22 protein-coding genes are annotated in these 26868 nt (G+C 61.2%); 10 read left to right on the top strand and 12 right to left on the bottom strand.

What is annotated here, in order from left to right; all coding sequences use genetic code 11:
* Positions 1-39: 39 nt before the first annotated feature.
* The gene (hemA, locus tag AB3347_RS08300) at positions 40-1338 is read right to left on the bottom strand and encodes a glutamyl-tRNA reductase (protein WP_369091309.1); all 1299 of its coding nucleotides are present in this window, start codon (positions 1336-1338) and stop codon (positions 40-42) included.
* Between the two features lie 105 nt (positions 1339-1443).
* On the bottom strand, positions 1444-2133 hold the full coding sequence (locus AB3347_RS08305; protein ID WP_369091310.1) for a response regulator transcription factor: 690 nt from the start codon (positions 2131-2133) through the stop codon (positions 1444-1446).
* 187 nt (positions 2134-2320) lie between these two features.
* Here AB3347_RS08305 and AB3347_RS08310 point away from each other — a divergent pair, with 187 nt between their 5' ends.
* The gene (locus AB3347_RS08310; protein WP_369091311.1) at positions 2321-2863 is read left to right on the top strand and encodes a hypothetical protein; all 543 of its coding nucleotides are present in this window, start codon (positions 2321-2323) and stop codon (positions 2861-2863) included.
* Between the two features lie 60 nt (positions 2864-2923).
* Here the strand turns inward: AB3347_RS08310 and minE are convergent, their stop codons facing one another.
* From minE to minC, 3 genes are read right to left on the bottom strand one after another with little or no spacing between them, the layout of a single operon-like run.
* Positions 2924-3175: a cell division topological specificity factor MinE gene (minE, locus tag AB3347_RS08315; protein WP_369091312.1), complete on the bottom strand. Its 252-nt coding sequence runs from the start codon at positions 3173-3175 to the stop codon at positions 2924-2926.
* A gap of 1 nt (position 3176) precedes the next feature.
* Entirely contained in the window at positions 3177-3992 is an 816-nt protein-coding gene (gene minD / locus AB3347_RS08320) for a septum site-determining protein MinD (RefSeq protein ID WP_369091313.1), read from the bottom strand.
* A gap of 58 nt (positions 3993-4050) precedes the next feature.
* Positions 4051-4827 (bottom strand): septum site-determining protein MinC, encoded by a 777-nt coding sequence (gene minC / locus AB3347_RS08325; RefSeq protein WP_369091314.1) that lies wholly within the window; start codon positions 4825-4827, stop codon positions 4051-4053.
* A 291-nt stretch (positions 4828-5118) separates the two neighbouring features.
* On the opposite strand from minC, the gene AB3347_RS08330 reads away from it, so the two are divergent.
* Together AB3347_RS08330 and AB3347_RS08335 are read left to right on the top strand one after the other, a co-directional pair.
* Positions 5119-6297 carry an acetyl-CoA C-acetyltransferase gene (locus AB3347_RS08330; protein WP_369091315.1) on the top strand — a complete coding sequence of 393 codons (1179 nt, stop codon included), beginning with the start codon at positions 5119-5121 and terminating at the stop codon, positions 6295-6297.
* Between the two features lie 85 nt (positions 6298-6382).
* Positions 6383-7123, top strand: a complete 741-nt coding sequence (locus AB3347_RS08335) for a beta-ketoacyl-ACP reductase (RefSeq protein ID WP_369091316.1) — start codon at positions 6383-6385, stop codon at positions 7121-7123.
* Between the two features lie 92 nt (positions 7124-7215).
* Here AB3347_RS08335 and AB3347_RS08340 read toward each other — a convergent pair whose 3' ends face one another.
* The 5 genes from AB3347_RS08340 to AB3347_RS08360 all read right to left on the bottom strand — a co-directional run bounded on the left by AB3347_RS08340 (position 7216) and on the right by AB3347_RS08360 (position 13188).
* A complete protein-coding gene (locus tag AB3347_RS08340) occupies positions 7216-9360 on the bottom strand; it encodes a peptidase domain-containing ABC transporter (RefSeq protein WP_369091317.1) in 2145 nt (714 codons plus the stop codon).
* A gap of 77 nt (positions 9361-9437) precedes the next feature.
* Complete coding sequence (locus AB3347_RS08345; RefSeq protein ID WP_369091318.1) at positions 9438-10772, bottom strand: HlyD family secretion protein; 1335 nt, start codon at positions 10770-10772, stop codon at positions 9438-9440.
* 372 nt (positions 10773-11144) lie between these two features.
* A complete protein-coding gene (locus AB3347_RS08350) occupies positions 11145-12083 on the bottom strand; it encodes a hypothetical protein (protein ID WP_369091319.1) in 939 nt (312 codons plus the stop codon).
* Between the two features lie 2 nt (positions 12084-12085).
* Positions 12086-12958 (bottom strand): lysostaphin resistance A-like protein, encoded by an 873-nt coding sequence (locus AB3347_RS08355; protein WP_369091320.1) that lies wholly within the window; start codon positions 12956-12958, stop codon positions 12086-12088.
* Positions 12959-13023: 65 nt separating this feature from the next.
* The gene (locus tag AB3347_RS08360) at positions 13024-13188 is read right to left on the bottom strand and encodes a hypothetical protein (protein ID WP_369091321.1); all 165 of its coding nucleotides are present in this window, start codon (positions 13186-13188) and stop codon (positions 13024-13026) included.
* Positions 13189-13654: 466 nt separating this feature from the next.
* On the opposite strand from AB3347_RS08360, the gene AB3347_RS08365 reads away from it, so the two are divergent.
* From AB3347_RS08365 to AB3347_RS08385, 5 genes are all read left to right on the top strand, one after another.
* The gene (locus AB3347_RS08365) at positions 13655-14974 is read left to right on the top strand and encodes an amino acid deaminase (protein WP_369091322.1); all 1320 of its coding nucleotides are present in this window, start codon (positions 13655-13657) and stop codon (positions 14972-14974) included.
* Between the two features lie 50 nt (positions 14975-15024).
* Positions 15025-15981 carry a prolyl aminopeptidase gene (gene pip / locus AB3347_RS08370; protein ID WP_369091323.1) on the top strand — a complete coding sequence of 319 codons (957 nt, stop codon included), beginning with the start codon at positions 15025-15027 and terminating at the stop codon, positions 15979-15981.
* Between the two features lie 72 nt (positions 15982-16053).
* The gene (locus AB3347_RS08375) at positions 16054-16518 is read left to right on the top strand and encodes a DUF2721 domain-containing protein (RefSeq protein ID WP_369091324.1); all 465 of its coding nucleotides are present in this window, start codon (positions 16054-16056) and stop codon (positions 16516-16518) included.
* 11 nt (positions 16519-16529) lie between these two features.
* Entirely contained in the window at positions 16530-16982 is a 453-nt protein-coding gene (locus AB3347_RS08380) for a hypothetical protein (protein ID WP_369091325.1), read from the top strand.
* A 70-nt stretch (positions 16983-17052) separates the two neighbouring features.
* Positions 17053-19086, top strand: a complete 2034-nt coding sequence (locus AB3347_RS08385; protein WP_369091326.1) for an FAD-dependent oxidoreductase — start codon at positions 17053-17055, stop codon at positions 19084-19086.
* Positions 19087-19215: 129 nt separating this feature from the next.
* Here AB3347_RS08385 and AB3347_RS08390 read toward each other — a convergent pair whose 3' ends face one another.
* Entirely contained in the window at positions 19216-20337 is a 1122-nt protein-coding gene (locus AB3347_RS08390; RefSeq protein ID WP_369091327.1) for a beta-ketoacyl-ACP synthase III, read from the bottom strand.
* A 115-nt stretch (positions 20338-20452) separates the two neighbouring features.
* Positions 20453-21880, bottom strand: a complete 1428-nt coding sequence (locus AB3347_RS08395; RefSeq protein ID WP_369091328.1) for a S41 family peptidase — start codon at positions 21878-21880, stop codon at positions 20453-20455.
* 518 nt (positions 21881-22398) lie between these two features.
* Here AB3347_RS08395 and AB3347_RS08400 point away from each other — a divergent pair.
* Complete coding sequence (locus tag AB3347_RS08400; protein ID WP_369091329.1) at positions 22399-24645, top strand: TonB-dependent receptor plug domain-containing protein; 2247 nt, start codon at positions 22399-22401, stop codon at positions 24643-24645.
* A 78-nt stretch (positions 24646-24723) separates the two neighbouring features.
* A complete protein-coding gene (locus tag AB3347_RS08405) occupies positions 24724-26796 on the top strand; it encodes a M13 family metallopeptidase (RefSeq protein WP_369091330.1) in 2073 nt (690 codons plus the stop codon).
* The last annotated feature ends 72 nt before the right edge of the window (positions 26797-26868 follow it).

The raw sequence follows: 26868 nt of genomic DNA on the forward strand, positions 1-26868 counted from the left end.
ATGCGTCCCTGGAGGACGCGGACAGGCGGGGAAGGGCCGCTAACGGCGGCCGCGGAACAGCTGGGGCAGCAGGCTGGCGAGGCGGGCGCGCTCGTCGCCCTGGGCGTGGTGCAGCGCCTGCTGCGGGCCGTGCAGGAACTTGGCGGCCAGGCCTTTCGACAGCGCTTCGAGCACGGCTTCGGGATCGTCGCCGCGCGCCAGCAGCTTGCGCGCGCGTTCGAGTTCGGCCAGGCGCAGCGCCTCGCTCGACTCGTGCAGGTCGCGGATGACCGGCACCATGGCGCGGTCGCCGACCCAGTGCATGAAGGACTGCACGCGCGTCTCGATGATGGCTTCGGCCTGGGCCACCGCGGCCTGGCGGCTCTCGATGCCGGTTTGTACCACCTGCGCGAGGTCGTCCACGGTGTACAGGAACACGTCGTCGAGGCGCGCCACTTCGGGTTCGATATCGCGCGGCACCGCCAGGTCGACCATGAACACCGGGCGGTGGCGGCGCGCCTTGACCGCGCGCTCGACCATGCCGAGGCCGATCAGGGGCAGCGTCGAGGCGGTGCACGAGATCACGATGTCGAAATGATGCAGGCGCTCGGGCAGGTCGGCCAGGCGCACCGCCTCGCCGTTGTAGCGCGTGGCGAGCAGCTGGCCGCGTTCCATGCTGCGGTTGGCGATGGTGACGGACTTCGGGTTCTGGGCCCCGAAGTGGGCGGCGCACAGTTCGATCATTTCGCCGGCGCCGATGAACAGCACGTGCTGGTCGGCGATGCTGTCGAAGATGCGCTGCGACAGGCGCACCGCGGCTGCGGCCATCGAGACGCTGTGGGCGCCGATCTCGGTGGTGCTGCGCACCTCCTTGGCCACCGCGAAGCTGCGCTGGAACAGCTGGTGCAGGTAGGTGCCCAGGCCGCCGGCTTCCTCGGCGGTGCGCACCGCGTCCTTCATCTGGCCCAGGATCTGCGGCTCGCCCAGTACCATCGAATCGAGCCCGGAGGCGACGCGGAAGGCGTGGCGCACCGCGCTGTCATGCGGCAGCATGTACAGGTGGGGGCGCAGCTCGGCGAAATTCAGCGCGTGGTAGTGGGCCAGGAACTGGGCCGAGGCGTCGAGCGGATTGGCGATGTCGCTGGCCGCATACATCTCGGTGCGGTTGCAGGTCGAGAGGATGGCCGCTTCATTGCCGAGGCCAGTGTTACCCGAGGCCCCGCCATGCGAGCCCTGGCGCGCGAACCAGCTGCGCGCCGCCTGCACCGCCTTGCCGAGCTGGTCGGGCGCGAGCGCCAGCTGCTCGCGCAGCGAGACCGGAGCGGTGGTGTGGTTCAGGCCAACGGCAAGCAGTTGCATGGTGGGACGGGGTCGACGGGTATGCACCCATTATACCCTTGTGCGAGAAGGGTTTCAGCGGTCGGCCGGGGCCGGCCGCCGGCTTGGCGCAATGCCAATGCTCGATCAGGCGCCCAGCTTTTCCAGGCGGTAGCCGTAGCTGTAGACCGGCACCAGGCGGAAGCCGTTCTCCGGGCGCAGGCTGAGCTTGTTGCGCACGCGCGAGACGTGGGTGTCCATGGTGCGCGAAGGCACGTCGGTATCGCGCACCCAGACCGATTCGTGGATGTAGGCGCGCGACAGCGGACGACCGATGTTACGGAAGAACAGCAGCGCCAGCGAGAATTCCTTCTGGGTGACGTCGATGATCGAGCCATCCTTGAGCAGGCGTCCCGGACGCGTTTCGAAGGTGAAGGGGCCGAACTGCAGCTGCTCGGCGCTGTTCTGCGACGGATAGGCGCGGCGCAGCAGGGCCGAGACGCGCGCCACCAGCTCGCCGCGGCGCAGCGGCTTGACCAGGTAGTCGTCGGCGCCCGCGGTGACGCCGGCGATGATGTCGTCCTCGGCGTTGTTACCCACCAGGAAGATCATCGGCGCATTCGACGCCATCTTTTCCTTGGCACGGCGCAGGATTTCCGCGCCTTCCATGTCAGGAACGTTCCAATCCATGACCAGCATGTCGGCATTTTCCTTACGCAATTGCGCAAGGCATTCCTTGGCGCTGTCAAACGGCTGGCACGTGTGCCCCGCCGCGGTCAGCACCTGGCAAATGAGTTCAGCCTGGCTGCGGTCTTGTTCAAGAACGGCGATCTTCATATCACATCTACTGGTAGGGTTAGCCTTGTAGGAAGGCTCCTACAAGGGTTAAACCGAATATATCAGACTTTTACAAAATAGCGCTACAGCAAAATAACGAATTTGCGTTCCGGAATTTAGATCTGTTGTGTTAACGAGAAATGCCAGAGAGCGTTACACTTGTTCCTACACGTGCACGGGAGGCGATATGTTGTTTAGACGCAAAAAAAAGGAGGTGGTCGCAGCCGAGCCGACCCTGGAGCCGGTGAGCGGCGCCGAAATCGACGTCGTGCGCGAGCGCTGCCGCGACATGGTGCGCAAGCGGGCGCTGGTATCGGCCGGGGTGGCGGCGGTGCCGCTGCCGGGCGTGGACATCCTGTCCGACCTGACCACGTTTACGGTGCTGGTCGAGGAGGTCAACAAGGAGTTCGGCCTGAGCCAGCAGCAGATCGAGCGCCTGCATCCGCGCCTGCGGGTGCTGGCCTACCAGGCGGCGGCCTCGGTGGGCGGCATGCTGGTCGGGAAATTGGTGACGCAGCGGCTGGTGCTGCAGCTGTTCAAGCGCGCCGGCCTGAAGATCGCGGCCAAGACGGTGACCAAAGTGGTGCCGGTGGCCGGACAGATCGCCTCGGCGGCGATCGGCTTCGCGCTGTTCCGCAAGATGGGCTACCAGCACGTGGAAGCCTGCGCGCAGGTAGCGCGCGAGCTGCAGAAGGCGCGGGTGATCGATATGGGGACGGCGCCGGTGTAGCGCACGCCACCTAAACAAATGCCCGCATCAAGCGGGCATTTGTTTATAACATCGCCGGAATCAAGTGTCCGGCAGCACCACGTTCACGTCGAGCACTTCCAGGTTGCCCTGGCGGTCGAGCGAGATCTTGATGTCGTCGGCACTGACCTTGGTGTATTTCGAGATGACCTCGATCAGCTCGCGGTGCAGGGCCGGCAGGAAGTCCGGACCGGTGACGCTGCTGCGCTCGCGCGCGATGATGATCTGCAGGCGTTCCTTGGCGGCTGACGCGCTCTTCTTTTTCTCCGGGAACAGGAAGTTGAGAAGTGCCATATCACTTGGCTCCAAAGATGCGCTGGAACAGGCCCGGCTTTTCGTAGGTGGTGAAACGCAGCGGACGGTCTTCGCCCAGGAAGCGGGCGATCACGTCCTCGTAGGCCTCGGCCACGTCGGTGCCCTTGAAATGGATCGCCGGGTTGCCCTGGTTCGAGGCGTGCAGCACCGATTCCGATTCCGGGATGATGCCGATCAGTGGAATGCGCAGGATTTCCTGCACGTCCTGGTAGGACAGCATTTCGTCGGCTTCGACGCGTTTCGGCGAGTAGCGGGTGATCAGGAGGTGTTCCTTGACCGGCTCCGAACCGCTCTGGGCGCGGCGCGACTTGGCCTGCAGGATGCCGAGGATGCGGTCCGAGTCGCGCACCGAGGACACTTCCGGGTTGGTGACGATGATCGCCTCGTCGGCGAAGGTCAGGGCCATCAGCGCGCCGTGCTCGATGCCGGCCGGCGAATCGCAGATGATGAACTCGAAGCCCATCTGGACCAGGTCGTTCAGCACGCGCTCGACGCCTTCTTCGCTCAGCGCTTCCTTGTCGCGCGTCTGCGAGGCCGGCAGGATGAACAGGTTCTCGGTGTGCTTGTCCTTGATCAGCGCCTGGTTCAGGGTCGCTTCGCCGTTGATCACGTTGATCAGGTCATATACCACGCGGCGTTCGCAGCCCATGATCAGGTCGAGGTTGCGCAGGCCGACGTCGAAGTCGATGACCGCGGTCTTGTGGCCGCGCAGGGCCAGGCCGCTGGAGAAGCTTGCGCTCGAAGTGGTTTTGCCCACACCGCCCTTGCCGGACGTCACAACAATAATTCGTGCCACAAAAAGGTCCTTTACAGTTCTAGCAGTATCTGCGGGTCAAATGCTTATGTACGCAGGCTCAGGTGCGAGACGCCGGCGCCAGCGATGAAATATCGAGCCGGTCGCCGACCAGCCGGATCTGGGCCGGCTGACGGCTCAGGTCGTTCGGGAAACCGTCGTCGAAGGTGCGGTACACGCCGGCGATCGACACCAGCTCCGGCTCCATCGACAGGGCGAAAATGCGCGCCTCCGGATTGCCGGAGGCACCCGCCAGGGCCCGGCCGTTCAGCTGCGCATACACGTGGATGCTGCCGTCGGCGATGATTTCCGCGCCATTGTTCACCACGGCGGTAACGATCAGGTCGCTGCCGCGCGCGTACACGCGCTGGCCGGCGCGCACCGGGGTGTCGATGATCATGGCCGCCACCGGCGCCGGCTGTACCGGGGCCGGGGCCGCAACCGGAGCCGCTTCCGGCGCCGGCGTCGGGGCGGGCTCGGCGGCCGCTTCCTTGCTGTCGGGCGCACGCACGCCGCTGCTGCCGTCGTCCAGCGACAGGCCGTGGGCGCGGATCGCATCGCCCATCTCCGGGCCGGCGCCGCGCACGGCCACGGCATTGAGCCGGTATTTCTTCAGCAGCGCCACCAGGGCCGGCCAGTCGATCGCCGGGGACTCGTGGGCGATGGCGGCGATGTCGATCACCGCGAACTCGTCCTCGAAAAAGTCCGAGACCCCGCCGGTCATCTGGTGTAGTGCCGCATCGATCGTGGCCGGGTCGGCCGAGTGCAGGATCGTCGAAATGGCGACGACCGTGGAAATCTTGATTTCGATGGGCAGCGAGCTTGGGGTTTTGGGCATAAAACAGTCTGGTTGGCGTTGCGCTCGTGCATTCTACTGTGAAATTTGACCGAAAGGACAGTTGCGCACGCATGATTCCTAGTAGAAATGACTGTTGTCGCGGACCGTCGATGCCTGTTCAAATAGTGCGCAACATCCTGAGCGGCAGGGCATATCGCGGTTGTAATTGGTGAATAAGCTGATAAGATTGATTTCGCTTAAATATGGGCTTTGTGCTAACCGTAAGATGCATGGTTTTACGGCCCTGCCGTCTTAACAATCCCCGGCCAGACCGGGACTAGGGAGAGCAACATGGAAGATGTCGTCATCGTGGCCGCCGGCCGCACTCCAGTGGGTAAATTCGGCGGCACGCTGGCCAAGATACCTGCCGCCGAGCTCGGCGCGCACGTGATCCGCCAGCTGCTGGCCAAAACCGGCATCGATCCCGCCTCCGTGAGCGAGGTCATCATGGGCCAGGTCCTCACCGCCGGCGCCGGCCAGAACCCGGCCCGCCAGGCCGTCATCAAGGGCGGACTGCCCGACATGGTGCCGGCGCAAACCATCAACATGGTCTGCGGCAGCGGCCTCAAGGCCACCCACCTGGCGGCCCAGGCCATCAAGTGCGGCGACGCCCAGATCGTCATCGCCGGCGGCCAGGAAAACATGAGCGCCTCGCCGCACGTCCTGAACGGCTCGCGCGACGGTTTCCGCATGGGCGACGCCAAGCTGGTCGACACCATGATCGTCGACGGCCTGTGGGACGTCTACAACCAGTACCACATGGGTGTCACCGCCGAGAACGTCGCACGCAAATACGAGGTCTCGCGCGCCGAGCAGGATGAATTCGCGCTGCAGTCGCAGCTCAAGGCCGAGGCTGCCCAAAAAGCAGGCAAGTTCAAGGACGAGATCATCCCGGTCGAGATTCCATCGAAGAAGGGCCCGACCGTCTTCGACACCGACGAATACCCGAAGCACGGCTCGACCCTGGAGGCTTTATCGAGCCTGCGTCCTGCCTTCAACAAGGAAGGCACGGTTACCGCCGGTAACGCCTCCGGCATCAACGACGGCGCCGCCGCCGTCATCATGATGAGCGCCTCGAAAGCGAAAGAGCTGGGCCTGACCCCGCTGGCACGCATCAAGGCCTACGCTTCGGCCGGCCTGGACCCGTCGATCATGGGCATGGGCCCGGTCTCGGCGACCAAGCTGTGCCTGCAGAAGGCCGGCTGGACCCACGAAGACATCGACCTCATGGAAATCAACGAGGCGTTTGCCGCCCAGGCCATTGCAGTCAACAAGGAAATGGGCTGGGACACCTCGAAGATCAACGTGAACGGCGGCGCGATCGCCCTGGGCCACCCGATCGGCGCCTCCGGCTGCCGCGTGCTGGTCTCCCTGCTGCATGAGATGGTGCGCCGCGACGCCAAGCGCGGACTGGCCAGCCTGTGCATCGGCGGCGGCATGGGCGTGGCGCTGGCGGTCGAGCGCGACTGAGCGCATGAACTGACGCAACGCGGGGGCGGCCTGGCGGCTGCCCTTGCCCGTAGAAGTGATTGACACGATAAAACTGGAGAAGACGATGGCTAGAGTAGCATTAGTGACGGGCGGCATGGGCGGTCTGGGCGAAGCGGTGTGCATCAAGCTGGCCGCCTTGGGTTATAAGGTCGTCACTACTTATTCGCCGGGCAACAAGAAAGCGGATGCCTGGCTGGCGCAGATGAAGGAGCAGGGCTACGACTTCCGGGCCTACCCGTGCGACGTGTCCGACTACGACTCGGCCCAGGCCTGCGTGCGCCAGGTCGAGCAGGAAGTCGGTCCGGTTGACGTGCTGGTGAACAACGCCGGCATCACCCGCGACATGACCTTCAAGAAGATGGACAAGCCGAACTGGGACGCGGTCATGAAGACCAACCTGGATTCCGTGTTCAACATGACCAAGCCGGTCTGCGACGGCATGGTCGAACGCGGCTGGGGCCGCATCATCAACATCTCGTCGGTCAACGGCCAGAAGGGCGCCTTCGGCCAGACCAACTATTCGGCCGCCAAGGCCGGCATGCACGGCTTTACCAAAGCCCTGGCCCTGGAAGTGGCGCGCAAGGGCGTGACCGTCAACACCATCTCGCCGGGCTACATCGGCACCAAGATGGTCATGGACATCCCGAGCGAAGTGCTGGAATCGAAAATCATCCCGCAAATCCCGATGGGCCGCCTGGGCAAGCCGGAAGAAGTCGCCGGCCTGGTCGCCTACCTGTCGTCGGAAGAAGCGGCCTTCGTCACCGGCGCCAACATCGCGATCAACGGCGGCCAGCACATGCAGTGATTGTTGGCAGAGGGTGCTAACTAGGCGCTTGAGCTGAAAAGAACAACCCGGACGAGCAATTGTCCGGGCTGTTCTTTAGGAGACTACCGTCGTCACGCGGCCTGCTTGTCTTCAGGAACCGGCTTCATGACATCCTGGGCGACTTGGCCATTATGCAGAACGATTACGCGCTCTGCCATCTGGATGGTTTCCGGACGGTGGGCGACGATGATGCGGGTGAGCGGAATCTGCTGGATGGCCTGGTTGACGGCCTGCTCATTCCACACGTCTAGGTGGCTGGTTGCTTCGTCCAGAACCAGGATTTTCGGGTTCTTGTACAGTGCCCGTGCCAGCAGGATGCGCTGCTTCTGGCCGCCCGACAAGCCAGTGCCGATATCGCCGATCAGCGTATTAAAGGCCATCGGCATGGCGGCGATTTCGGCTGCGATGGCGGCGAGCTCAGCGCATTGATAGACTCGCTGCATGTCGACCATAGGATCGAAGAAACTGATGTTGTCCGAGATCGACCCTGCAAACAGGGTATCGTCCTGCATGACTGTGCCCAACATATGGCGGTAGTTCGACAGGCCGAGCGTGATTAGGGGTATCCCACCAACACGGATTTCGCCTCCGGTCGGCGTTAGCAGACCAAGTAGCAGCTTCATTAGGGTCGTCTTGCCGCAACCCGACGGTCCTGTGATCGCTACGCATTGGCCGGCGGGGATACTCAGGTTGAGCTCACGGATGACTTCGGGTTCGCTGTCCGAATAACGGAAACTCAGGTTTTTGATTTCAATCGAGGGAATGATATCGCTTGCGTCGATCTCGGCTGCATCATCATCCCGTTCCGCTTCCGCCAACACGATGTCGGCCACGCGCTCGCCATGTAAGCGCATCATTCGCAGTTCGAACAGCTTGTCGATCAGACTGGCCATGCGCTGGCTGAACTGGTCCTTATAACTGATGAAGGCGAACACCATCCCGACCGAGAATTCATTGCTGAGCACGGCGAGGGCTGCAAGCCAGATCACGATCACGCGCTCCCCGCTAAATAGTAGAGTATTCGCCGTCTGATATGAGACGCTCAGCCTGGCAATACGCAACTCAGCGTTGAACTCGTCGGCCAGCGAGTTCATCCAACTCGAACGGCGCTCTTCGCTACGTCCAAATATGCGGATGCTCTGCATGCCGCGCACTGTTTCTATGAAATGACTCTGTTGCTTCGCGGCGTGGATGATTTGTTCGGAATTGGCATCGCGCATTGGGCGGAATATTGCCCAGCGTAATAGCGCATAGAGCAGCACGGCAACGCAGGCGACGGCGGCTAGCTTAGTGTTATATAACAGCATCATGGCTAAGGTACCTAGCACCAGCATACCATCGATGATCCCTTCAACGAACTGGGTCGTGAGACTAGTCTGGATCTGCCGGATCGAACCGAAACGCGAGACAACGTCGCCGGTGTGGCGCTTCTCGAAGTAGGGGAGAGGCAGTTTCAGAAGGTGACCGAAGGCGTTGCCCAGCCATTGCAGGTTTAGGCTGGTAGACAGCACGGTAGTGACCCATGAGCGTACGCCGCCGATTGCAGTCTGTAGCAGCACAAGTACCAAGAAGCCGCAACCCAGCACCGTAATTAGGTCGCGATCTGATGCCAGCAGGGCTTCGTCTACGATCCATTGCATGTAAAAGGGCGCGATGAGGGCACAGACTTGCAGCGCCAGACCGAGTGCGAGGACTTGGGTAAGGCTGCGGCGTAGGCCGACCACGCGTCCCATCAGCGAGAACAAGGAAAATTGTTGGCGCTCTTCCTTGGCCGCGAAATTTGCGGTCGGCGTCAGTTCCAGTGAGATGCCTGTGAAGTGCTTGGCGAACTCGTCCATTGGCATGCATCGTTCGCCGACGGCCGGATCATGCACAACGGCATGCTTAGCCGATATTGACTTCAGCACGACAAAGTGGTTCAGGTCCCAATGCAGAATGCAGGGTAACTTCAGTTCAGGCAAATGCTGGAGGTCTAGCTTGAGCGGACGCGTCTGCAAGGACAAGCCGTCCGCCATCGCCATCAGACCCTTTAAATTCACCCCTTTCATAGATACCGAAAAGCGATGACGCATGCTCGGAATATCGATCCGGTGGCCCCAGTAGCTAGTAACCATCGCTACGCATGCAAGTCCACATTCGGATCCTTCCGTCTGCAACAGAACGGGTAGCCGGCGGCTGTTCCAGAAAGCTAATTGGGGAAGAATAGAAAGTTGCATATCAGGTGCAATCACAAGGTAGGAGCGCTCACATGAACGAAAACTGCACGCAGAAAAATGTGGGAAGCCTCACCCGCTCACATGCGGCCCGAAATGCTGAACACCGGTTCCAGGACCCATTCATAGAGCTTGCGTCTATCGAGCATAACGCTGGCTTCCACCAACATTCCCGAGCGTAGCGGCATCGCTGCGCCGTATGTACGAACACTTTGTTGGTCGAGCTCAAGCCGGATGCGGTAAACCGGTTCCGACTGGGCCGCTCCAGGCATTGCTGCTGCGGAGGTGGGCAGTTCCTCGGGGCGCACTGAGGTAGTGGCAACCTCGCGCACGCGGGCAGGGTGTTGGCCAAACTTCTGGTATGGAAATGCCTGGTAGCGCACCAAGGCCATCATGCCGGGCTTAATAAAACCGACCGTTCGGGACGGCACATACATTTCAGCCTCGAGCTTGTTCCCTTCCGGCAGGATCGATGCCAAGGAGGTTCCGGTACTGACGGTCTGGCCAATGTTCGCGGCAATCACTGTAATCGTGCCCCTCTTGCGCGCCCGTACAAGAACTTCGCGTCGCGCCTCGTTCTCGGTTAAGTCCTGTTCGATGGTCGAGGCATTGCGACGCAAGGCGTTTTCGTCGCGCTGGGCTTGCACTGCAATATTCTGTTCCTCCGCTCGGGTGCTGGTTAAGTCCCGGTTGGTCACGGACCGGATACGTTCAATTTCGAGCAGGCGCTGCTGTTGGTCGAGCAGCTCGGCTTCACGTTCCTGCAGTTGCGCCGTCGAGATGTAATTGGTTGCCTCCAACTGCGCGAAACGTGCCACGGTCTGTTCTGACAAGGCAATACGCTGTTTCTGCATGAGCGCTTGATAATTTAGTCGCTCAATTTCCCAAAGCAGACCCTGTGCACGCTGCTGCAGCGCTGCGCGGTGCTGTATGGCCTGCGTCCTAGCTTGGTGCAATTCATTATGAAAGCTGGCGCGCCGCTGTTCCAATAATTCGGAAATCACGGCCTCTGTGGAACGCGGGTCGGAGGTACTTCGCTCACTCGAAACAACAAACAAAATATCTCCTTCGCGTACAAACTGGCCTTCCTTAATACTGACTTCTTTAATCACACCGACTTGATTGGAAAAAACTCGGATCACGCCAGAAGTGGGAACCAACATGCCTTGGATGGTGGCCTTTCGAGTCGTCTCGAAAAAAGCGAAAAACGCAATGAGCAGCAATGCCAACGCTGCGAAAACGCAGGTGAGAACCACATGACTAACAGGACGAGTCAGCATGACGGTGCCATACTGATGAACAGTTGCATACTCGACAGCTTGATGACGAAATAACTTGCTAAGCGGAGGTGCGGGAAAACGTTCAGAAGGCATGTTTTCTGAATCCTTGTCTGAAGTAGTAACGGCGTCGCGCAAGATAGTTTTCCTAAAAATGCATTATAATATCTGGCTTTATTCAATCATCAACGCGAAATTCGGTTATTCGTCGACAACGTATTAATAGGCGTGATTTATATAACAGGAGAATATAGTGTGCACAAGCATTAATGTGGTTTATGATAATTATCAGTAACTTATAGTTGTTTGCTCTCAGTTGTTACATCTGATATGAATACGCTTTCCTATCGATAAAATTATGAAAACGGTTTGTGAAAGATAAATTTATGAAGCCTACTGATTGTTTATTTTAAGGGGCTGATAATTCGAACTGGCGTCAATCATTGTTAATGAGCATGAACTTGAATACGGTATTATTGTGAAAATTAAAGAAATCACTACTTCATATCGCTATGTCGAGCGTGCAATAACATTAAGCGCGAGAGCAAACAATATCCGAATTTTCTCTGAGCCATAAGCAATAGGAGCGATTTGTTTCATATTTTTTGATTGAAATAGCAAGGCAAATGGTGTCCCTTCAGCATTTACGTTTAAAATTAAATTTTTGTTAGGATCGTGTAAAACGAGCGATTTGCCTAAATCTGAAACGTTGGGTTCTTCTTCGAAGACCACAACTGTAGTTAAGCGCTCGCCAAAGCATTGTGAGAATCTCGTGATGTCAGGAAGTAGCTGTTTGCAGTGAGAGCACTGTGTTGATACAACTATCACTAACGCCAAAGGTGAATATTGCTTTAAGTCTGACAAAAGAAATTGCTGATTATTTGAATCTAATCCTATAAGCTGCGCAGGAGGCCATACGCTTCCTACTTTGCTCAAAGAGTCATGTATGTTTTGTGGGGAATCTATACTTTGAGTTTTAGATTTAACGTGTCTGTAAAAAAAGACGATTGCACAAAGGGCTGCGAAGACATTAATCCACCAGTATTGACGAGTATCAGATACTTTTTCATTCGCAATTGCTGCAGTTATTATTAGGGCAGAGGCAATGCTAAACAATTTTAAAATTAGATTGACCGTTTTTCCATTTACAGCGGAGCCGAAGCAATTGCATGCTTGTTGAGGATTTTTATACTCGATATAAAGCCCGGCGATAACTATTGTCCCGGTGAATACGGATATGCTAACAAGCAAAGTATTGTTTGATGAAGCTAGTAATATAACGCCAAAGGTTACATTAACTAACGAAAAAGAAGGGTTTTTCGCTAATTTCACGAGCAAATCACTATTGAAAATTATTTTTCCAGTCGGCAATTCTAAATTTCGTAAGCCGCTTAAAAATAAAATAATTGCTAAATAAGACAGGGAAATTGTGCAGATCAATGTTAACATTTTCAGGATTCCCCGTTTTTGTTGAACTCTGCATCAAACGAGCTGTCTAATTTTTTCCATAATTGTTTCAGATAGTAAATTCCAAAACCAAATAGCCACGTAATGGCCGCAGATATAGCTATCAAGTGTGGCAAGGGGGTAATAGCATCCTCAGCAAAGAAGGTAAATGTCTTTTCTGGGAATATATATAACGCTACAATTGTAAAGTTAGTGGTGGCATGGGCAAGAACGCAATAAGCTAAACGCCCGGTATAAAGGTAGATACTACCAAACACAATGCCTCCCAGGAAGGCCGCAAAAGAATTCCCATGGGGGATAGCAAATATTGCTGAGGTCAAAACAAGTGCGACTAATGCTTTCTGACGCCTCAGAAAATAGTTAAATAGAATCCCACGATAAATTATTTCTTCAACGAGTGGCACAATAGTTATCTGTGCTAGTACTTTACCTTCGACTAGCAGTCGGAACAGCTTAGCGATACCTTCGTCGTTGGAAGACATACGTATATCATCAATTGCTTGCGGATCCAAAACTGACGTAATGCCAATAGTTATTATTTCGATAAAATATCGAGAAATTGCAGAAAACACGAAGATGAGAAAGATTGTTTTCCACATATCGTGCTTTTCGCCATTGCATCTATTGCGAACTAATATAGGACTTAGCCAAACTTGGATAGGCTTGTAAAATTCCGATATTAACCATAAAAAGATGATTAGCTCTATTAATCTCGAAGTAAATGTTGAAATTCCTACATTCAAGGTAGTATTATTTTTTAAATAGAGAAGCGCGAACAATGCAAACATTTTTGCGAGCAGCACCGCGACCAAAATATTCCAAATTGAAATATTCTTTTCAATTATTTCTTTTTTCATAATTTGAAGGTATCTTGGTTTTTTGGTATTTGAAGACGCGGTTGCCCGCGTCTTCATTAACTAGATTAGCACTTGCCAGTAAAGCGGCACATCATATTAGTAGTCGTCTTAATTGCCTTATCATATAGCCGATCAGCACGCTCAACGACATATTCGAGGTCGTCGAAGACTTCTGCGATCTTGCCCGCGCCAGAAATGATTTCCAGTTCCTCATTAGTAAGTTCGTTCATTTTTCTCTCCTAGTTGCGACAACCAACATTAGTTGCCTAAAGACATCTTCTCATGTGGAAATATATTTTATATTGATTGGCATCTAACTTTAACGTATATGGAAAAGAAAATTAGGAACAGAGTTCGAAATATTTTTGCAGAGTATTAACTGAACGAAATGTCGGTAGTTAATCAACGCCAGTTGCACTCGATGTAGAAGCCTTGAGATTTTTTCTTTGAGGAACTAGCCGAATATTTCTGCGAAAGTTCTGACGTAGTTTTGGGTTAGTTTGAATTAGCGCTGATCTAGCTTAATTACGCGCTATCTTTCTTTGTTGGTGAGCCACACACCTTGATATACTAAGCTTAATTTTTTACCGCGTAGATGCAACATCTCATTGCATCACTGTCCTGTCAGACGTTTCCGGCTAAAGTTCTAGACCCTATACTGGCTAGTCTCATGTACTTGATAACGCTCAAAGGTTTATGCACACCTTGCCCCGCGACGGCCTCGCCCTGTCCAGCCTCGACGAACAAACCCTGCTGCCCGGTACCAAGGGCCTGCCCCTGACGGAGCCGCTGCGCCAGGGCGCCATCGGCGTGCAGGGTTGGAACGTGCTGCGCGGCGACACCTCCTTCCCGGTCGCCGTGCTCAAGGCCTCGGCGCTTGCCCACAACCTGGCCTGGATGAAGGCCTTCTGCGCGCGCCACGGCGCCACCCTGGCCCCGCACGGCAAGACCACCATGAGCCCGCAGCTCTTTGCCGCCCAGCTGGCCAACGGCGCCTGGGGCATCACCCTCGCCAGCGCCACGCAAGTGCAGGTGGCGCACCGCTTCAACGTGCGCCGCGTGCTGCTGGCCAACCAGCTGGTGGCGCGCGCCGACATCGAAGCGGTGCTGGCGCTGCTGCATGAGGATCCGGATTTCGAATGTTTTGTCCTGGCCGATTCGCTCGATGGCGTGGCGTGCCTATCGCAGGCGGTCACCGCGCGCAGCCTGGCGCGTCCGCTGCCGGTGCTGGTCGAACTCGGCCTGGCCGGCAAGCGCGCCGGCTGCCGGAGCGGCGAAGAAGCGATGACGGTGGCGCGCGCCATTGCCGCTGCCGACGGCCTGCGCCTTGCAGGTTTCGAAGGCTACGAAGGCCTGTTGGTGACGCACGACCGCGAGGCCGACATCCGCGCCGTCAACGCCTTCCTGGCCCAGCTGGTGGAGCTGGTCAAACAGGCCGACCAGGACGGCCTGTTCGGCGGCGCCGAGATCCTGTTGTCGGCCGGCGGCTCGTCCTATTTCGACCTGGTCGCGCGCGGTTTCCATGGCGTGGCCGGCCTGTCGCGTCCCGTGCGCGCCGTGCTGCGCAGCGGCTGTTATCTCACCAGCGACCACGGTTCCTACAAGCGTCTGCTGGCCCAGCTCGACGCGCGCGAAGCGCACGGCGAAGGCCTGCGGCCGGCGCTGGAAGTCTGGAGCATGGTGCAGTCGCGCCCGGAGCCCGGTCTTGCCATCCTCACGATGGGCAAGCGCGACGCTTCCTATGACGAGGCGCTGCCGACGCCGCTGGTCACGCACCGCCCCGGCAGCGCAGCAGCGGCGCCGGCCGCACTGCCGCCCGGCTGCGAGATCGTCAAGATGAACGACCAGCACGCCTACCTGTCGCTGCCGGAGGGCGAGATCCGCGACAGCCTGCGCGTGGGCGACCTGGTCGGCTGCGGCATTTCGCACCCCTGCACGACCTTCGACAAGTGGCAAGTCTTGCTGACGGTGGACGACGCCTACGACGTGCTCGAAGCGCTGAACACCTTCTTCTGACGCAGACCGGTAGGCTACAATCGGCCATCCCCTGCCGAGAGAGTAGCGCCATGCCTGCCACACCGCCGTCCCTGTTCCCGCCGATCCAGCCGATCCGCCACGGCATGCTCGCCGTCGACGAGCTGCACACGATCTACTGGGAAGAAGTCGGCAACCCCAATGGCATCCCGGTGCTGTTCCTGCATGGCGGGCCGGGCGCCGGGCTGTCGCCGCAGCACCGGCGCTTCTTCGACCCGAACGCCTACCGCGTGATCCTGTTCGACCAGCGTGGGGCCGGCAAGTCGACCCCGCTGGGCGAATGGCGCAACAACACGACCCAGCTCCTGATCGACGACATCGAGCGCCTGCGCGCCATGTTCGGCATTTCGCAATGGCTGGTGTTCGGCGGCTCCTGGGGCTCGACGCTGGCGCTGGCCTACGGCCAGGCGCATCCCGAGCGCTGCCTCGGTTTCGTGCTGCGCGGGATCTTCCTGTGCACGAAGGCAGAGGTCGACTGGTTCATCAACGGCGTCAAGTGGTTCTATCCGGAGCTGTACGAGGAATTCGTGGCGCCCATCCCGGCGGCCGAGCGCGGCGACCTGCTCAAGGCCTATGCCGAGCGCCTGCTGTGCGACGATCCCGCCGTATACTGGCCGGCCGCGCGCGCCTGGAGCCGCTTCGAGGGCCGCCGCGTGTTCCTGCTGCCGCAGCCCGAGGAAGCCTCGTCCGACGCGCTCGACCTCGGCGTGGGCCGCCTCGAGTCGCACTACATGCTGCACGGCGCCTTCCTCGACGAAGACCAGCTGGTGCGCGACATCGGCCGCATCGCCCACCTGCCGGCCACCATCGTGCAGGGCCGCTACGACGTGATCTGCCCGCCGCTGTCGGCCTGGCGCTTGCACCAGGCCTGGCCGGGCGCGAAGCTGCACATGATTCCGGACGGCGGCCACGGCGCCCTCGAGACCGGCATCGCCCGCGCACTGGTGAGTGCAACCGAGCAGTTCAAGCGCCACGGCCGCTTTGATTGAAGCCCCCGGGGTGCCGGGACCGGGTTCCGGCTGCTACACTACAAACAAACCTACAACAACATTTCTGTTTTCATGAACATCCAGATCAGCGACATCGGCCACGTCATCCAGCTGGCGATCGCCCCGGTATTCCTGCTGACTGGCGTGGCGACCAAGCTGAGCGTGCTGACCAACCGGCTGGCGCGCATCATCGACCGTACCCGCGTGCTCGAAGACCGGCTCAAGGACGGCCCGAATGCCGAATACTCGTCCGAACTCGAGACGCTCTACGTCCGCTCGCACCTGATCAACACCGCGATCGCCTCCAGCACCGGCTGCGGCCTGATGGTCTGCCTGGTGATCGGACTGCTGTTCCTGGGCGATACCACCAACCTGCCGCTGGACCAGTACATCGCCGGACTGTTCGTGGTCGCGATGGTCGGACTGATCAGCAGCTTCGTCTACTTCCTGCGCGAGATCTTCATTGCCTCGCGCTTCATGCGCATGCAGCACATGCTGTCGCTCCAGCATCCCCGTCCGCCCGCGCCCAACGAATGATCGAGTAAAGAATGCACGACTACCAACGCCCCCCCACCCTGTACCGCTACGGTCCGCAAGACGAACTCGAAGCCGCGCTGCGCGGCCAGTTCCGCCTCCTGCCCGACGGCGGCTTCCTGGCCCTGTCCTTTTCCACCGCCTGGGACAAGAGCCTGTTCGACGTGTTCAGCCGCGCCGAGCGCTGCCTGGTCATCCACAACACCGAAGAATTCGGCGAGCGCCTGCACCGCGCGGTACAGCGCACCTTGCCCAACTGGGCCGGCATCGACGGCCAGGTCGAATACGGCGTCCGCTCGCCGCTGGGCGCCGCGTTCTCCAAGAGCCTGGGGCTGTCCAGGGAAAAGGAATGGCAGTTTGCCTGGCGCTCGATGTCGCCGAACGCGAGCCTGAATCCGGTTGTCATCAATATCGGCAGCATCGAAGCATTCGCCGAGCTGCGCGAGCGCGAATTCCACGTTTCCTGAAGGCGCGGCAGCAGTGGCGTCGTAAAAACTTTAGTAACAACGCTCCACGAAATCCCGGTGTAATGCCGGGATGACGCATTCCACCTATCCTCATCTCCTCGCGCCGCTCGATCTCGGTTTCACGACCCTGAAGAACCGCGTGATCATGGGCTCGATGCACACCGGGCTCGAAGACCGTTTTTATAACTACGGCAAGCTGGCCGCGTTCTACCGCGAACGCGCGCGCGGCGGCGCCGGCCTGATCGTCACCGGCGGCATCTCGCCGAACCGCCAGGGCTGGCTGCTGCCCTTTGGCGGCACCCTGAATTTCATCGGTGACGTGCCGAATCACCGGCGCGTCACGCGCGCCGTGCACGAGGAGGGCGGCAAGATCGTGCTGCAGATCCTGCACGCGGGCCGCTACGGCTACCAGCCCTTCGTGGTGTCGGCGTCCAGCGTCAAGTCGCCGATCTCGAAGTTCAAGCCGAAGGCGCTCGACGCCGGCGGCATCGAGGCCACTATCGCCGCCTACGCGCGCTGCGCCAGGCTGGCGCAGATGGCCGGCTACGACGGCGTCGAGGTGATGGGCAGCGAGGGTTACCTGCTGAACCAGTTCCTGTGCGCGCGCACCAACAAGCGTACGGACGAATGGGGTGGCAGCATCGAGAACCGCATGCGCCTCGCCGTCGAGGTGGTGCGCCGCATCCGCGCCACGGTCGGTCCCGACTTCATCCTGATGTACCGCCACTCGGTGCTCGACCTGGTCGAAGGCGGCAATACCTGGGACGAAGTAGTGGCGGTGGCGCAGGCCCTGGAAGCGGCCGGCGTCACGATCCTGAACACCGGCTACGGCTGGCACGAGGCGCGCGTTCCCACCATCGTGACCTCGGTGCCGCGCGCCGTTTTCGCCGAGGTGGCGGGACGCTTGCGAAGCGAGGTCAGGATTCCGGTGGTGGCGTCGAACCGCATCAACATGCCGATCGATGCCGAAGCCCTGCTGGCGCAGGGCAGTGCCGACATGGTGTCGATGGCGCGGCCCTTCCTGGCCGACCCGGATTGGGTCGCCAAGGCGGCTAGCGGGCGCAGCGACGAGATCAACACCTGCATCGCCTGTAACCAGGCCTGCCTGGATCACACCTTCTCGAACAAGCGCGCCAGCTGCCTGGTAAATCCGCGCGCCTGCCACGAGACCGAGCTGGTGTTTCGCAAGACTGCGCGCCCGCGCCGCATCGCCGTGGTCGGCGCCGGCCCGGCCGGCCTGTCGGCGGCCACCGTGGCGGCCGAGCGCGGGCACCAGGTCACCCTGTTCGATGCGCTGGACCGCATCGGCGGCCAGTTCAACGTCGCCATGCGCGTGCCGGGCAAGGAGGAATTCGCCGAGACCATCCGCTACTTCGGGCGCAAGCTGGAACTCACGGGCGTGGACGTGCAGCTGAACCGGCGCGTCAGCCGCGACGAGCTGCTGGCGGCAGGCTATGACGACGTGATCGTTGCCACCGGCATCACCACCCGCAAGCCGGCGATTCCCGGCATCGAGCACCCGAAGGTGCTGAGCTACCTCGACGTGCTGCGCGAAGGGAAGCCGGTGGGCCGGCGCGTGGCCATCGTCGGCGCGGGCGGCATCGGTTTCGACATGGGCGAGTTCCTGGTGCACGATCCCGACGTGCCGCTGCCGGTGCCGAAGGCGCACTGGATGGGCGAGTGGGGCGTCGATCCCTTCTCCGCCACGGCGGGCGGCTTGACCCGGCCTGTGAAACCGCAGCCGCCGCGCCAGGTCTGGCTCCTGCAGCGCAAGAGCACCCGTCCCGGCGCAGGCCTGGGCAAGACCTCGGGCTGGGTGCACCGCGCCACCCTGGTGCGTAACGGCGTGCAGATGCTGGCGGGAGTGCAGTACGAACGCATCGACGACGCCGGCCTGCACATCACGGTCGGGGGCGAATCGCGCCTGCTGGACGTGGACAACGTGGTGATCTGCGCCGGGCAGGAGAGCCTGGCGGAGCTGATGCCGGCCGACGGGGACAAGGGCGGGCCGCGCTTTTACAAGATCGGCGGAGCCGCGCTGGCGGCGGAGCTGGATGCGAAGCGGGCGATCCGGGAGGGGGCTGAACTGGCCGCACGGTTGTGAACGGGGCAAGTGTAGGGTGGGCGGGTCTCCCGCCCACGCGTTCAAATCACGCTGGATCAGCCTGCGCGGCAATTTGAACGTTGACTATCACCGCGTGGGCGGCAAAGCCGCCCACGCGGTGATAGGCGATTACTTCTTGCGAACGACCACGCAGCCGATCGAGTAACCGGCGCCGAACGAGCAGATGACGCCGTTCGCGCCGCTCGGCAGGTCGTCCTGGTACTTGTGGAACGCAATGATCGACCCGGCCGACGAGGTGTTGGCATAGGTGTCGAGGATCACCGGCGCTTCGTTCGGCTCCGCATCGCGGCCCAGCAGGGTGCGGGTGATCAGCAGGTTCATGTTCAGGTTGGCCTGGTGCAGCCAGTAGCGCGACACGTCCTCGATCTTCAGGCCCGCATTCCTGACCGTGTCGGCGATCGTTTCGGCGGCCATCGGGCAGACTTCCTTGAACACCTTGCGGCCCTGCTGGCGGAACAGCTTGTCCGGCGCGCCGATGCCGGCTTCGTCGAAGCGGTTCATGAAGCCGAAGTTGTTGCGGATGTTGTTCGAGAACTTGGTCTTCAGCTTGCTGTCCAGGATCTCCCACTGGTGCGTGCTGGTCGCAGTATCCGCCGCTTCCAGGATCACTGCCGTGCAGGCATCGCCGAAGATGAAGTGGCTGTCGCGGTCGCGGAAGTTCAGGTGGCCGCTGGTGATTTCCGGGTTCAGCATCAGGACGGCGCGCGCACGGCCGCTGCGCACCGCGTCGACCGCGGTCTGGATGCCGAAGGTGGCCGAGGAGCAGGCCACGTTCATGTCGAAGCCGAAGCCCTCGATGCCGAGCGCGTCCTGCACCTCGACCGCCATGGCCGGGTAGGGGCGCTGCATGTTCGAGCAGGCCACCAGCACCATGTCGATGTCGGACGCCTGCTTGCCGGCCCGGTCCAGGGCTTCGCGCGCGGCGGCCACGCACATCTCGGCCTGCAGCGACACCTGCTCGTCGGCGCGCTCCGGGATGCGGGCGGTCATGTGGGCCGGGTCGAGGATGCCTTCCTTTTCCATCACGTAGCGCGACTTGATGCCGGAGGCTTTCTCGATGAAGGCGCTGCTCGACGGTTCCAGCGCGGCGGTCTCGCCGGCCGCGATCGCGGCGGCGTGTTCCTGGTTGTACAGCTCGACGTAGGCGTTGTACGCCGTTACCAGCTCGTCGTTGGAGATGGAATACGGCGGCGTAAACAGGCCGGTGCCGCTGATCACGACAGGTTTCATGTTAAGACTTTCAAAGGAAATAACGGGAGTTGCCCGCAAGATGCGCCGATTCTACACCCTCGGACCGGACCTGGGAATTGTCGGAACCGGCACTTTAGAGCGGAAAACCTAGGCTTCAGCGTGCGTGCTGCGCCAGCGTGGTACCGGTCGAACCGGCACGCTTGGACAGCTGCACCTTTTCTCCCTTGAGGTGGCGCAGCGCCTGGGCCAGCTGGAAGTCGTCGGCGCTGCCGTAGTCGACCGGCTTGCGCGCGCGCGCATCGGCCCACAGGCGCATCTGCTCTTCGATGTCCTGCTGGCGGGTGGCGGCTTCTTTCTCGCGGTCGTTCGACAGGTGCCGTTCAAGGTCGGCCTCGCGCATGCGCAGGGCGTTCAGGCCGTCGCCATCGAGCGTTTCGTCGACCGGCACGTCGGGCACGATGCCGCGCGCCTGGATCGAGCGCCCGGCCGGGGTGTAGTAGCGCGCCGTCGTCAGCTTGACGGCGGCGTCGTGGCCGATCGGGCGGATGGTCTGCACCGAGCCCTTGCCGAAGGTCTGGCTGCCCAGGATGGTGGCGCGTTTGTAGTCCTGCAGCGCGCCGGCCACGATCTCGGAGGCCGAGGCCGAGCCGGTGTTCACCAGCACCACCATCGGCAGTTTCTTGATGGCCGGCGGCAGGCTGGCCAGCGGATCGGCGCCGCTGCGCAGCATGTAGAACTCGGGGCGGCCGTAGAAGCGCTGGCGCGAATCGGCCAATTGGCCATTGGTGGAGACGATTTCGGCGTCCTTGGGCAGGAAGGCCGCAGCGACGCCGATCGCGCCCTGCAGCAGACCGCCCGGATCGTTGCGCAGGTCGAGCACCAGGCCCTTCATGTCGGGATTGTCGCGGTACAGGGCCTGCAGCTTTGCCGCCATGTCGTCCACGGTCGGTTCCTGGAACTGCGCGATGCGCAGCCAGGCATAGCCCGGCGCCACCATCTTCGCCTTGACGCTCTTCTGGACGATTTCACCGCGCGCGATGGTGAAGCGCAGCGGGGCGGGACTGTCCTTGCGCGCGATCGTCAGCGTGACCCTGGTGCCCGGCTCGCCGCGCATGCGCTTGATCGCCTCGTCGATCGGCAGGCCCTGCACCGGATGGCCGTCGATCTGGGTGATCAGGTCGCCCTCCTTGATGCCGGCATGCCAGGCGGGCGAATCCTCGATGGGGGCGACGATTTCCACGTAACCGTCCTCGCTCTCGGAAATCTCGATCCCCAGGCCGACGAAGCGCCCTTCGGTGCCTTCACGCAGCTCGCGGTAGGCGCGCGGGTCGAGGTAGGCAGAGTGCGGGTCGAGCGAGGCCACCATGCCGGAAATCGCCTGCGACAGCAGCGCCTTGTCTTCGACCGGCTCGACGTAGGTGGACTTGATGACGCCGTAGACGTCCGCCAGCTGGCGCAGCTCGGCCATCGGCATGCCGGCCTCGACCGGTTTCTGGGCCAGCGCCGAAAACTGCATGGTGACCGCGACCCCGGCAATGGCGCCCAGGCCGACGAGACAGGAATTCTTGAAAGTGGAGCCCATGGTTCACCCAATGTGAGCGCTGACTTCGCTGCTTGCGTCGCTAAGAAGCATGAGTTAGCGCAAGTCCAGTATAAACCCGAACGCCGGGCACTGCTCCGAAGCAGGCCAAACCCAGGCGCGGCCCCGATAAATCGTGGGAACAATGCGCACAGCTGTTACGGATTGTCCAGCTTGGTAAGCAATTGTAAGAGTCGAAGCGAACGCGGGGGCAGGGACCTATATTCAATCTCAGTTTTTCTCTCTCTCCACTTTTGAAGTGGTCTTTGCCCGCGGCCCCCTCCGCGGGCTTTTTTATGCCCGCGCGTGCTCCGGATTCTACATTCCGTGCAGCAACGCACTGGTGCGTATGACCCGTTGTTGTGACGTACCAACACATGCATATGCGAGATGGCCCCGATTGCATGTATCGAAAAGTAAAAAAGCCCGCCGGGCCGTTGCCGCCCCTTGCGCACCCGCTAGAATGGCCGGAGCCCCTGCCGTCGAGGACGGTGGGCGGGATGTCAAAAAATATTATAAGAATGAAGAAAATCGTATCGATCGCCTGCGTGGCGATGCTCGGCTCGGGGCTGGCCCAGGCCGCAGGCCAGTCGACGGAAGCTGGCCAGATCACGCCGGCACAGCAGGGGAAGGTCGCCGGGACCGTCCCGGGGCAGGGCCAGGCGGCACGACAGCCGGCCGCCGAAGAAAAAATGCAGCAGGTAACCGTCAGCGGCAGCCGTGCCAACGACACCGACCAGCGCCGCCTGTCCACGGCCGGCAAGATGGTGTTCGGCCGTGAAGAACTGGACCGCAACGGCGACAGCAACGTCGGCGACATCCTCAAGCGCCTGCCGGGCGTGACCATGGGTGGCGCACCGGGCGGCCGCGGCGGCGGCGGCGTGCGCATGCGCGGCATGGGCAACGGTTATACCCAGATGCTGGTCAACGGCGAGCGTCCGCCGCCGGGCTTCTCGCTCGAGTCGCTGCCGCCCGACCAGGTCGAGCGCATCGAAGTGATGCGCGGCCCGGTCGCGGAGCACAGCACCCAAGCCATCGCCGGCACCATCAACATCATCCTGCGCGAAGGCTACCAGCAGAAGGACCGGCAGGTGCGCCTGAGCGACAGCGTGACGCGCGGCCAGCATTCGCCTAACGTGTCGGTGGCCGTCCCCGGCAAGTCGGGCAAGCTGTCCTGGCTGACCAATGTGATGGTGAGCCAGAACCGCAGCGAGAACGAGAGCGAGACCTACGACCGGATCGAGCGCCGCGACGGCACGCTGGACAGCGAGCAGCAGCTAGCAGGCCGCAGCGACGCCCACTCGACCGGCCTGCATGCGACCCCGCGCTTCACCTACACCTTCGACAACAAGGATACGCTGACGGTCCAGCCTTTCATCGGCGTCAACCGCAGCAACAGCCGCCTGAACAACGAGGTCGACCGCCTGGGCGGCACGCCGGTGTATGCGCGCCTGGCGCAGGAATCCGAGTCGGATGCCGCCTTCGTGCGCGTGATGACGAACTGGCTGCACCGGATGGAAGGCGGCGCCAAGCTGGACTTCAAGCTCAGCGGCGGCGGCATGAACAACGACAGCAGCAGCCTGCGCCGCACCTTCGGTTTCGATGGGAAGCCGCTGCGCGTCTACAACGACCAGGGCGATACGCGCTACCGCGGCCTGCAGAACTCCGGCAAGTACACCAGGCCGGTCGGCAAGGGCCACTTGCTGGCGGTGGGCTGGGACCTGGAAGGCACGCGCCTGGAGCAGACCCAGGTCTCGGAGGACGACGGCGGCCCGCTGTACGAGGAATCCGGCGCCAACCTGACGGCGGAACAGCGCCGCGTGGCCCTGTTCGTGCAGGACGAATGGGACATCACCGAGCGCTGGTCGGCGTATCTCGGCCTGCGCTGGGAAGGCATCCGCACTACCAGTAAGGGCCGTGCGAACGACGTGAACAACACCAGCCGCGTGTGGTCGCCGGTGCTGCACACCGTCTGGCGCCTGCCCGGCACCGAGAAGGACCAGCTGCGCGCCAGCGTCACGCGCAGCTACCGCGGCGCGCCGCTGAACGACATGATCGCCGCGCCGACCGTTTCGGCCGACAATTCCTTCGTGCGCCCGGACCGCAGCGGCAATCCGGCCCTGAAGCCGGAGCTTGCGACCGGCCTCGACATCGCCTACGAACATTACATCGGCAAGACCGGCATCGTCTCGGCCAGCGGTTTCGTCCGCAACGTGGATGACCTGATCCGCCGCGTGGTGCTGGAAGTGCCGACCGCGCAGGGCGCACGCTGGATCTCGCGTCCGGTCAACGTCGGCAAGGCGAAAACCAGCGGCATCGAGCTGGAGGCCAAGCTCACGCTCGCCGACCTGATGCAGGACGCGCCGAACGTCGACCTGCGCGCCAACTACAGCCGCTTCTGGTCGGATGTCGAAGGCATCCGCGGCCCGTACAACCGCCTCGACGGCCAGGCCGGGCAGACCGGCAACCTGGGCGCCGACTGGCGCCTGAAGTCGATGCCGCTGACCCTGGGTGCGAGCCTGAACTGGACCCCGGAGGTGCTGGTGCAGCTGAGCGACGAAGAGCTGTCGCGTGCCGGCTCCAAGCGCCAGCTCGACCTGTATGGCCTCTGGCGTTTTTCCGCGAACACGCAGCTGCGCGTGTTCGGCAACAATCTGCTGGCGCAGAACTACGACACGGCGCGTTTCGTCACCGTGCCTGAGGTCTACACGGCAACCCAGGCGCGTACCTACGCGACTGTCGGCGTGCGCCTGGAGCTCAAGCTCTGATGACGCACATCCTGAAGACCGGCCACAAGCCGGCCGCTTTTTTCCACTCCAAGCAATCAAGCAACTGAGGACCCATCCGTGAAGCGAATCCTTTTGAGCACCCTGACGCTGGCCCTGGCGGCAGCTTTTGCCAACGCGGCGGACAATTCGACCAGCGCAGCAGCCGCAGCCAGCGCCAAGCCGGTTGCCGCACCGATTTCGGGCGTCGACACCCAGTACATCGATACCAGCGTGCGTCCGCAGGACGACTTCTTCACCTACCTGAACGGCAAGTGGCTGAAGGAGACCGAGATCCCGAGCGACAAGGCGAGCTGGGGCACCTTCATGAAACTGCGCGACGACACCACGCCGCAGATCAAGTCCATCATCGAGGCGGCCCAGGCCGACAAGTCGGCCAAGACCGGGTCGGAAACCCAGAAGATCGGCGACCTGTACGCCAGCTACATGGATGAAGCGCGCCGCGAAGCCCTGGGCACCAAGCCGCTCGCCGGCGAACTGCAGAAGATCCGTACCCTGAAGGACAAGAAGGGCCTGCCGAACCTGGTCGCACGCCTGTCGAAGATCGGCGTCTCGACCCCGTACGGCATCTACGTCAGCCAGGACATGCGCAACTCGACCGAGCACGTCGTGTACATCTCGCAGAGCGGCCTGGGTATGCCGGACCGCGACTACTACCTGAAGCAGGACGACGCCAAGCTGGCCGAAGTGCGCACCAAGTACCTGGCGCACGTCGAGAAGACCCTGGCGCTGGCCGGCGAGAAGGATGCCGCGGCCCAGGCCAAGGCCATCGTCGACTTCGAGACCGAACTGGCCAAGGTGCAGTGGACCCGCGTCGAGAACCGCGATCCGGTCAAGCGCTACAACAAGATGAGCGTGGCCGAGCTGGGCAAGCTGGCTCCGGGCTACGACTGGAAGGCGGCGCTGGGCGCTTCCGGCATCGGCAACAAGGTCGACACCATCATCGTCAACCAGCCGAGCTACTTCCAGGGCCTGAACGAGGTGCTGGCCAAGACCGAGCTGTCGACCCTGAAGTCCTACTTCGAATGGCAGCTGCTGCGTGAATTCTCGCCGCTGCTCTCGAAAGCCTTCGTGGAGCAGAGCTTCTCGTTCTACGGCACCGCCCTGAGCGGCGTGGCCGAGCAGGCACCGCTGTGGAAGCGCGGCGTCGGCGCGGTCGAGAGCGCGCTGGGCGAAGCGGTCGGCAAGCTGTACGTGAAGGAGCACTTCCCGGCCGAGCGCAAGGCGCGCATGGAAGAGCTGGTGAAGAACCTGATCGTCGCCTACGGCCAGTCGATCGACAACCTGGAGTGGATGAGCCCGGAGACCAAGAAGGAAGCCCGCGCCAAGCTGGCCAAGTTCACCCCGAAGATCGGCTACCCGGACAAGTGGCGCGACTACTCGAAGCTGAGCATCAAGCGTGACGACCTGATCGGCAACGCGATGCGCACCGCGACCTTCCGCTACAACTACCAGCTGAACAAGCTGGGCAAGCCGGTCGACCGCACCGAATGGGGCATGACCCCGCAGACCGTGAACGCCTACTACCGCAGCACGACCAACGAGATCGTGTTCCCGGCCGCGATCCTGCAGCCGCCGTTCTTCGACATGCGCGCCGACGACGCGGTCAACTACGGCGCGATCGGCGCCGTGATCGGCCACGAGATCGGCCACGGCTTCGACGACAAGGGCAGCCAGTCGGACGGCGACGGCAACCTGCGCAACTGGTGGACCGAGTCGGACAAGGCCGCCTTCAAGGCCCGCACCGACAAGCTGGTCAAGCAGTTCAACGGTTTCAGCCCGCTGCCGGGCTATAACGTGAACGGCGAGCTGACCCTGGGCGAGAACATCGGCGACAACGCCGGCCTGTCGATCGCGTACAAGGCCTATAAACTGTCGCTGAACGGCAAACCGGCGCCGGTGATCGACGGCCTGACCGGCGACCAGCGCTTCTTCATGGGCTTCGGCCAGGTGTGGCGTTCGAAGATGCGCGAAGCGCAGCAGATCAACCAGGTCAAGACCGACCCGCACTCGCCCGGCCAGTTCCGCGCCAACGGCACCGTGATGAACATGCCTGAGTTCTACGAGGCCTTCAACGTCAAGCCGGGCGACAAGATGTACCTGGCGCCGCAGGACCGCGTCATCATCTGGTAAGCAGGTAAGCCCGACGGGCCGGCAGCGCAAGCTTCCGGCCCGTTTCACCATGACGCGCACAAGACATCGATA

It is taken from the genome of Massilia sp. X63 (genome assembly GCF_041023745.1).
Taxonomy (GTDB): domain Bacteria; phylum Pseudomonadota; class Gammaproteobacteria; order Burkholderiales; family Burkholderiaceae_D; genus Telluria.

Excerpts from the sequence above, each read along its gene's own strand:
- hemA (WP_369091309.1), bottom strand. The coding sequence starts at position 1,338 with ATGCAACTGCTTGCCGTTGGCCTGAACCACACCACCGCTCCGGTCTCG.
- AB3347_RS08305 (WP_369091310.1), bottom strand. The coding sequence starts at position 2,133 with ATGAAGATCGCCGTTCTTGAACAAGACCGCAGCCAGGCTGAACTCATT.
- AB3347_RS08310 (WP_369091311.1), top strand. The coding sequence starts at position 2,321 with ATGTTGTTTAGACGCAAAAAAAAGGAGGTGGTCGCAGCCGAGCCGACC.
- minE (WP_369091312.1), bottom strand. The coding sequence starts at position 3,175 with ATGGCACTTCTCAACTTCCTGTTCCCGGAGAAAAAGAAGAGCGCGTCA.
- minC (WP_369091314.1), bottom strand. The coding sequence starts at position 4,827 with ATGCCCAAAACCCCAAGCTCGCTGCCCATCGAAATCAAGATTTCCACG.
- AB3347_RS08330 (WP_369091315.1), top strand. The coding sequence starts at position 5,119 with ATGGAAGATGTCGTCATCGTGGCCGCCGGCCGCACTCCAGTGGGTAAA.
- AB3347_RS08335 (WP_369091316.1), top strand. The coding sequence starts at position 6,383 with ATGGCTAGAGTAGCATTAGTGACGGGCGGCATGGGCGGTCTGGGCGAA.
- AB3347_RS08340 (WP_369091317.1), bottom strand. The coding sequence starts at position 9,360 with ATGCAACTTTCTATTCTTCCCCAATTAGCTTTCTGGAACAGCCGCCGG.
- AB3347_RS08350 (WP_369091319.1), bottom strand. The coding sequence starts at position 12,083 with ATGTTAACATTGATCTGCACAATTTCCCTGTCTTATTTAGCAATTATT.
- AB3347_RS08355 (WP_369091320.1), bottom strand. The coding sequence starts at position 12,958 with ATGAAAAAAGAAATAATTGAAAAGAATATTTCAATTTGGAATATTTTG.
- AB3347_RS08360 (WP_369091321.1), bottom strand. The coding sequence starts at position 13,188 with ATGAACGAACTTACTAATGAGGAACTGGAAATCATTTCTGGCGCGGGC.
- AB3347_RS08365 (WP_369091322.1), top strand. The coding sequence starts at position 13,655 with ATGCACACCTTGCCCCGCGACGGCCTCGCCCTGTCCAGCCTCGACGAA.
- pip (WP_369091323.1), top strand. The coding sequence starts at position 15,025 with ATGCCTGCCACACCGCCGTCCCTGTTCCCGCCGATCCAGCCGATCCGC.
- AB3347_RS08375 (WP_369091324.1), top strand. The coding sequence starts at position 16,054 with ATGAACATCCAGATCAGCGACATCGGCCACGTCATCCAGCTGGCGATC.
- AB3347_RS08380 (WP_369091325.1), top strand. The coding sequence starts at position 16,530 with ATGCACGACTACCAACGCCCCCCCACCCTGTACCGCTACGGTCCGCAA.
- AB3347_RS08385 (WP_369091326.1), top strand. The coding sequence starts at position 17,053 with ATGACGCATTCCACCTATCCTCATCTCCTCGCGCCGCTCGATCTCGGT.
- AB3347_RS08390 (WP_369091327.1), bottom strand. The coding sequence starts at position 20,337 with ATGAAACCTGTCGTGATCAGCGGCACCGGCCTGTTTACGCCGCCGTAT.
- AB3347_RS08395 (WP_369091328.1), bottom strand. The coding sequence starts at position 21,880 with ATGGGCTCCACTTTCAAGAATTCCTGTCTCGTCGGCCTGGGCGCCATT.
- AB3347_RS08400 (WP_369091329.1), top strand. The coding sequence starts at position 22,399 with ATGAAGAAAATCGTATCGATCGCCTGCGTGGCGATGCTCGGCTCGGGG.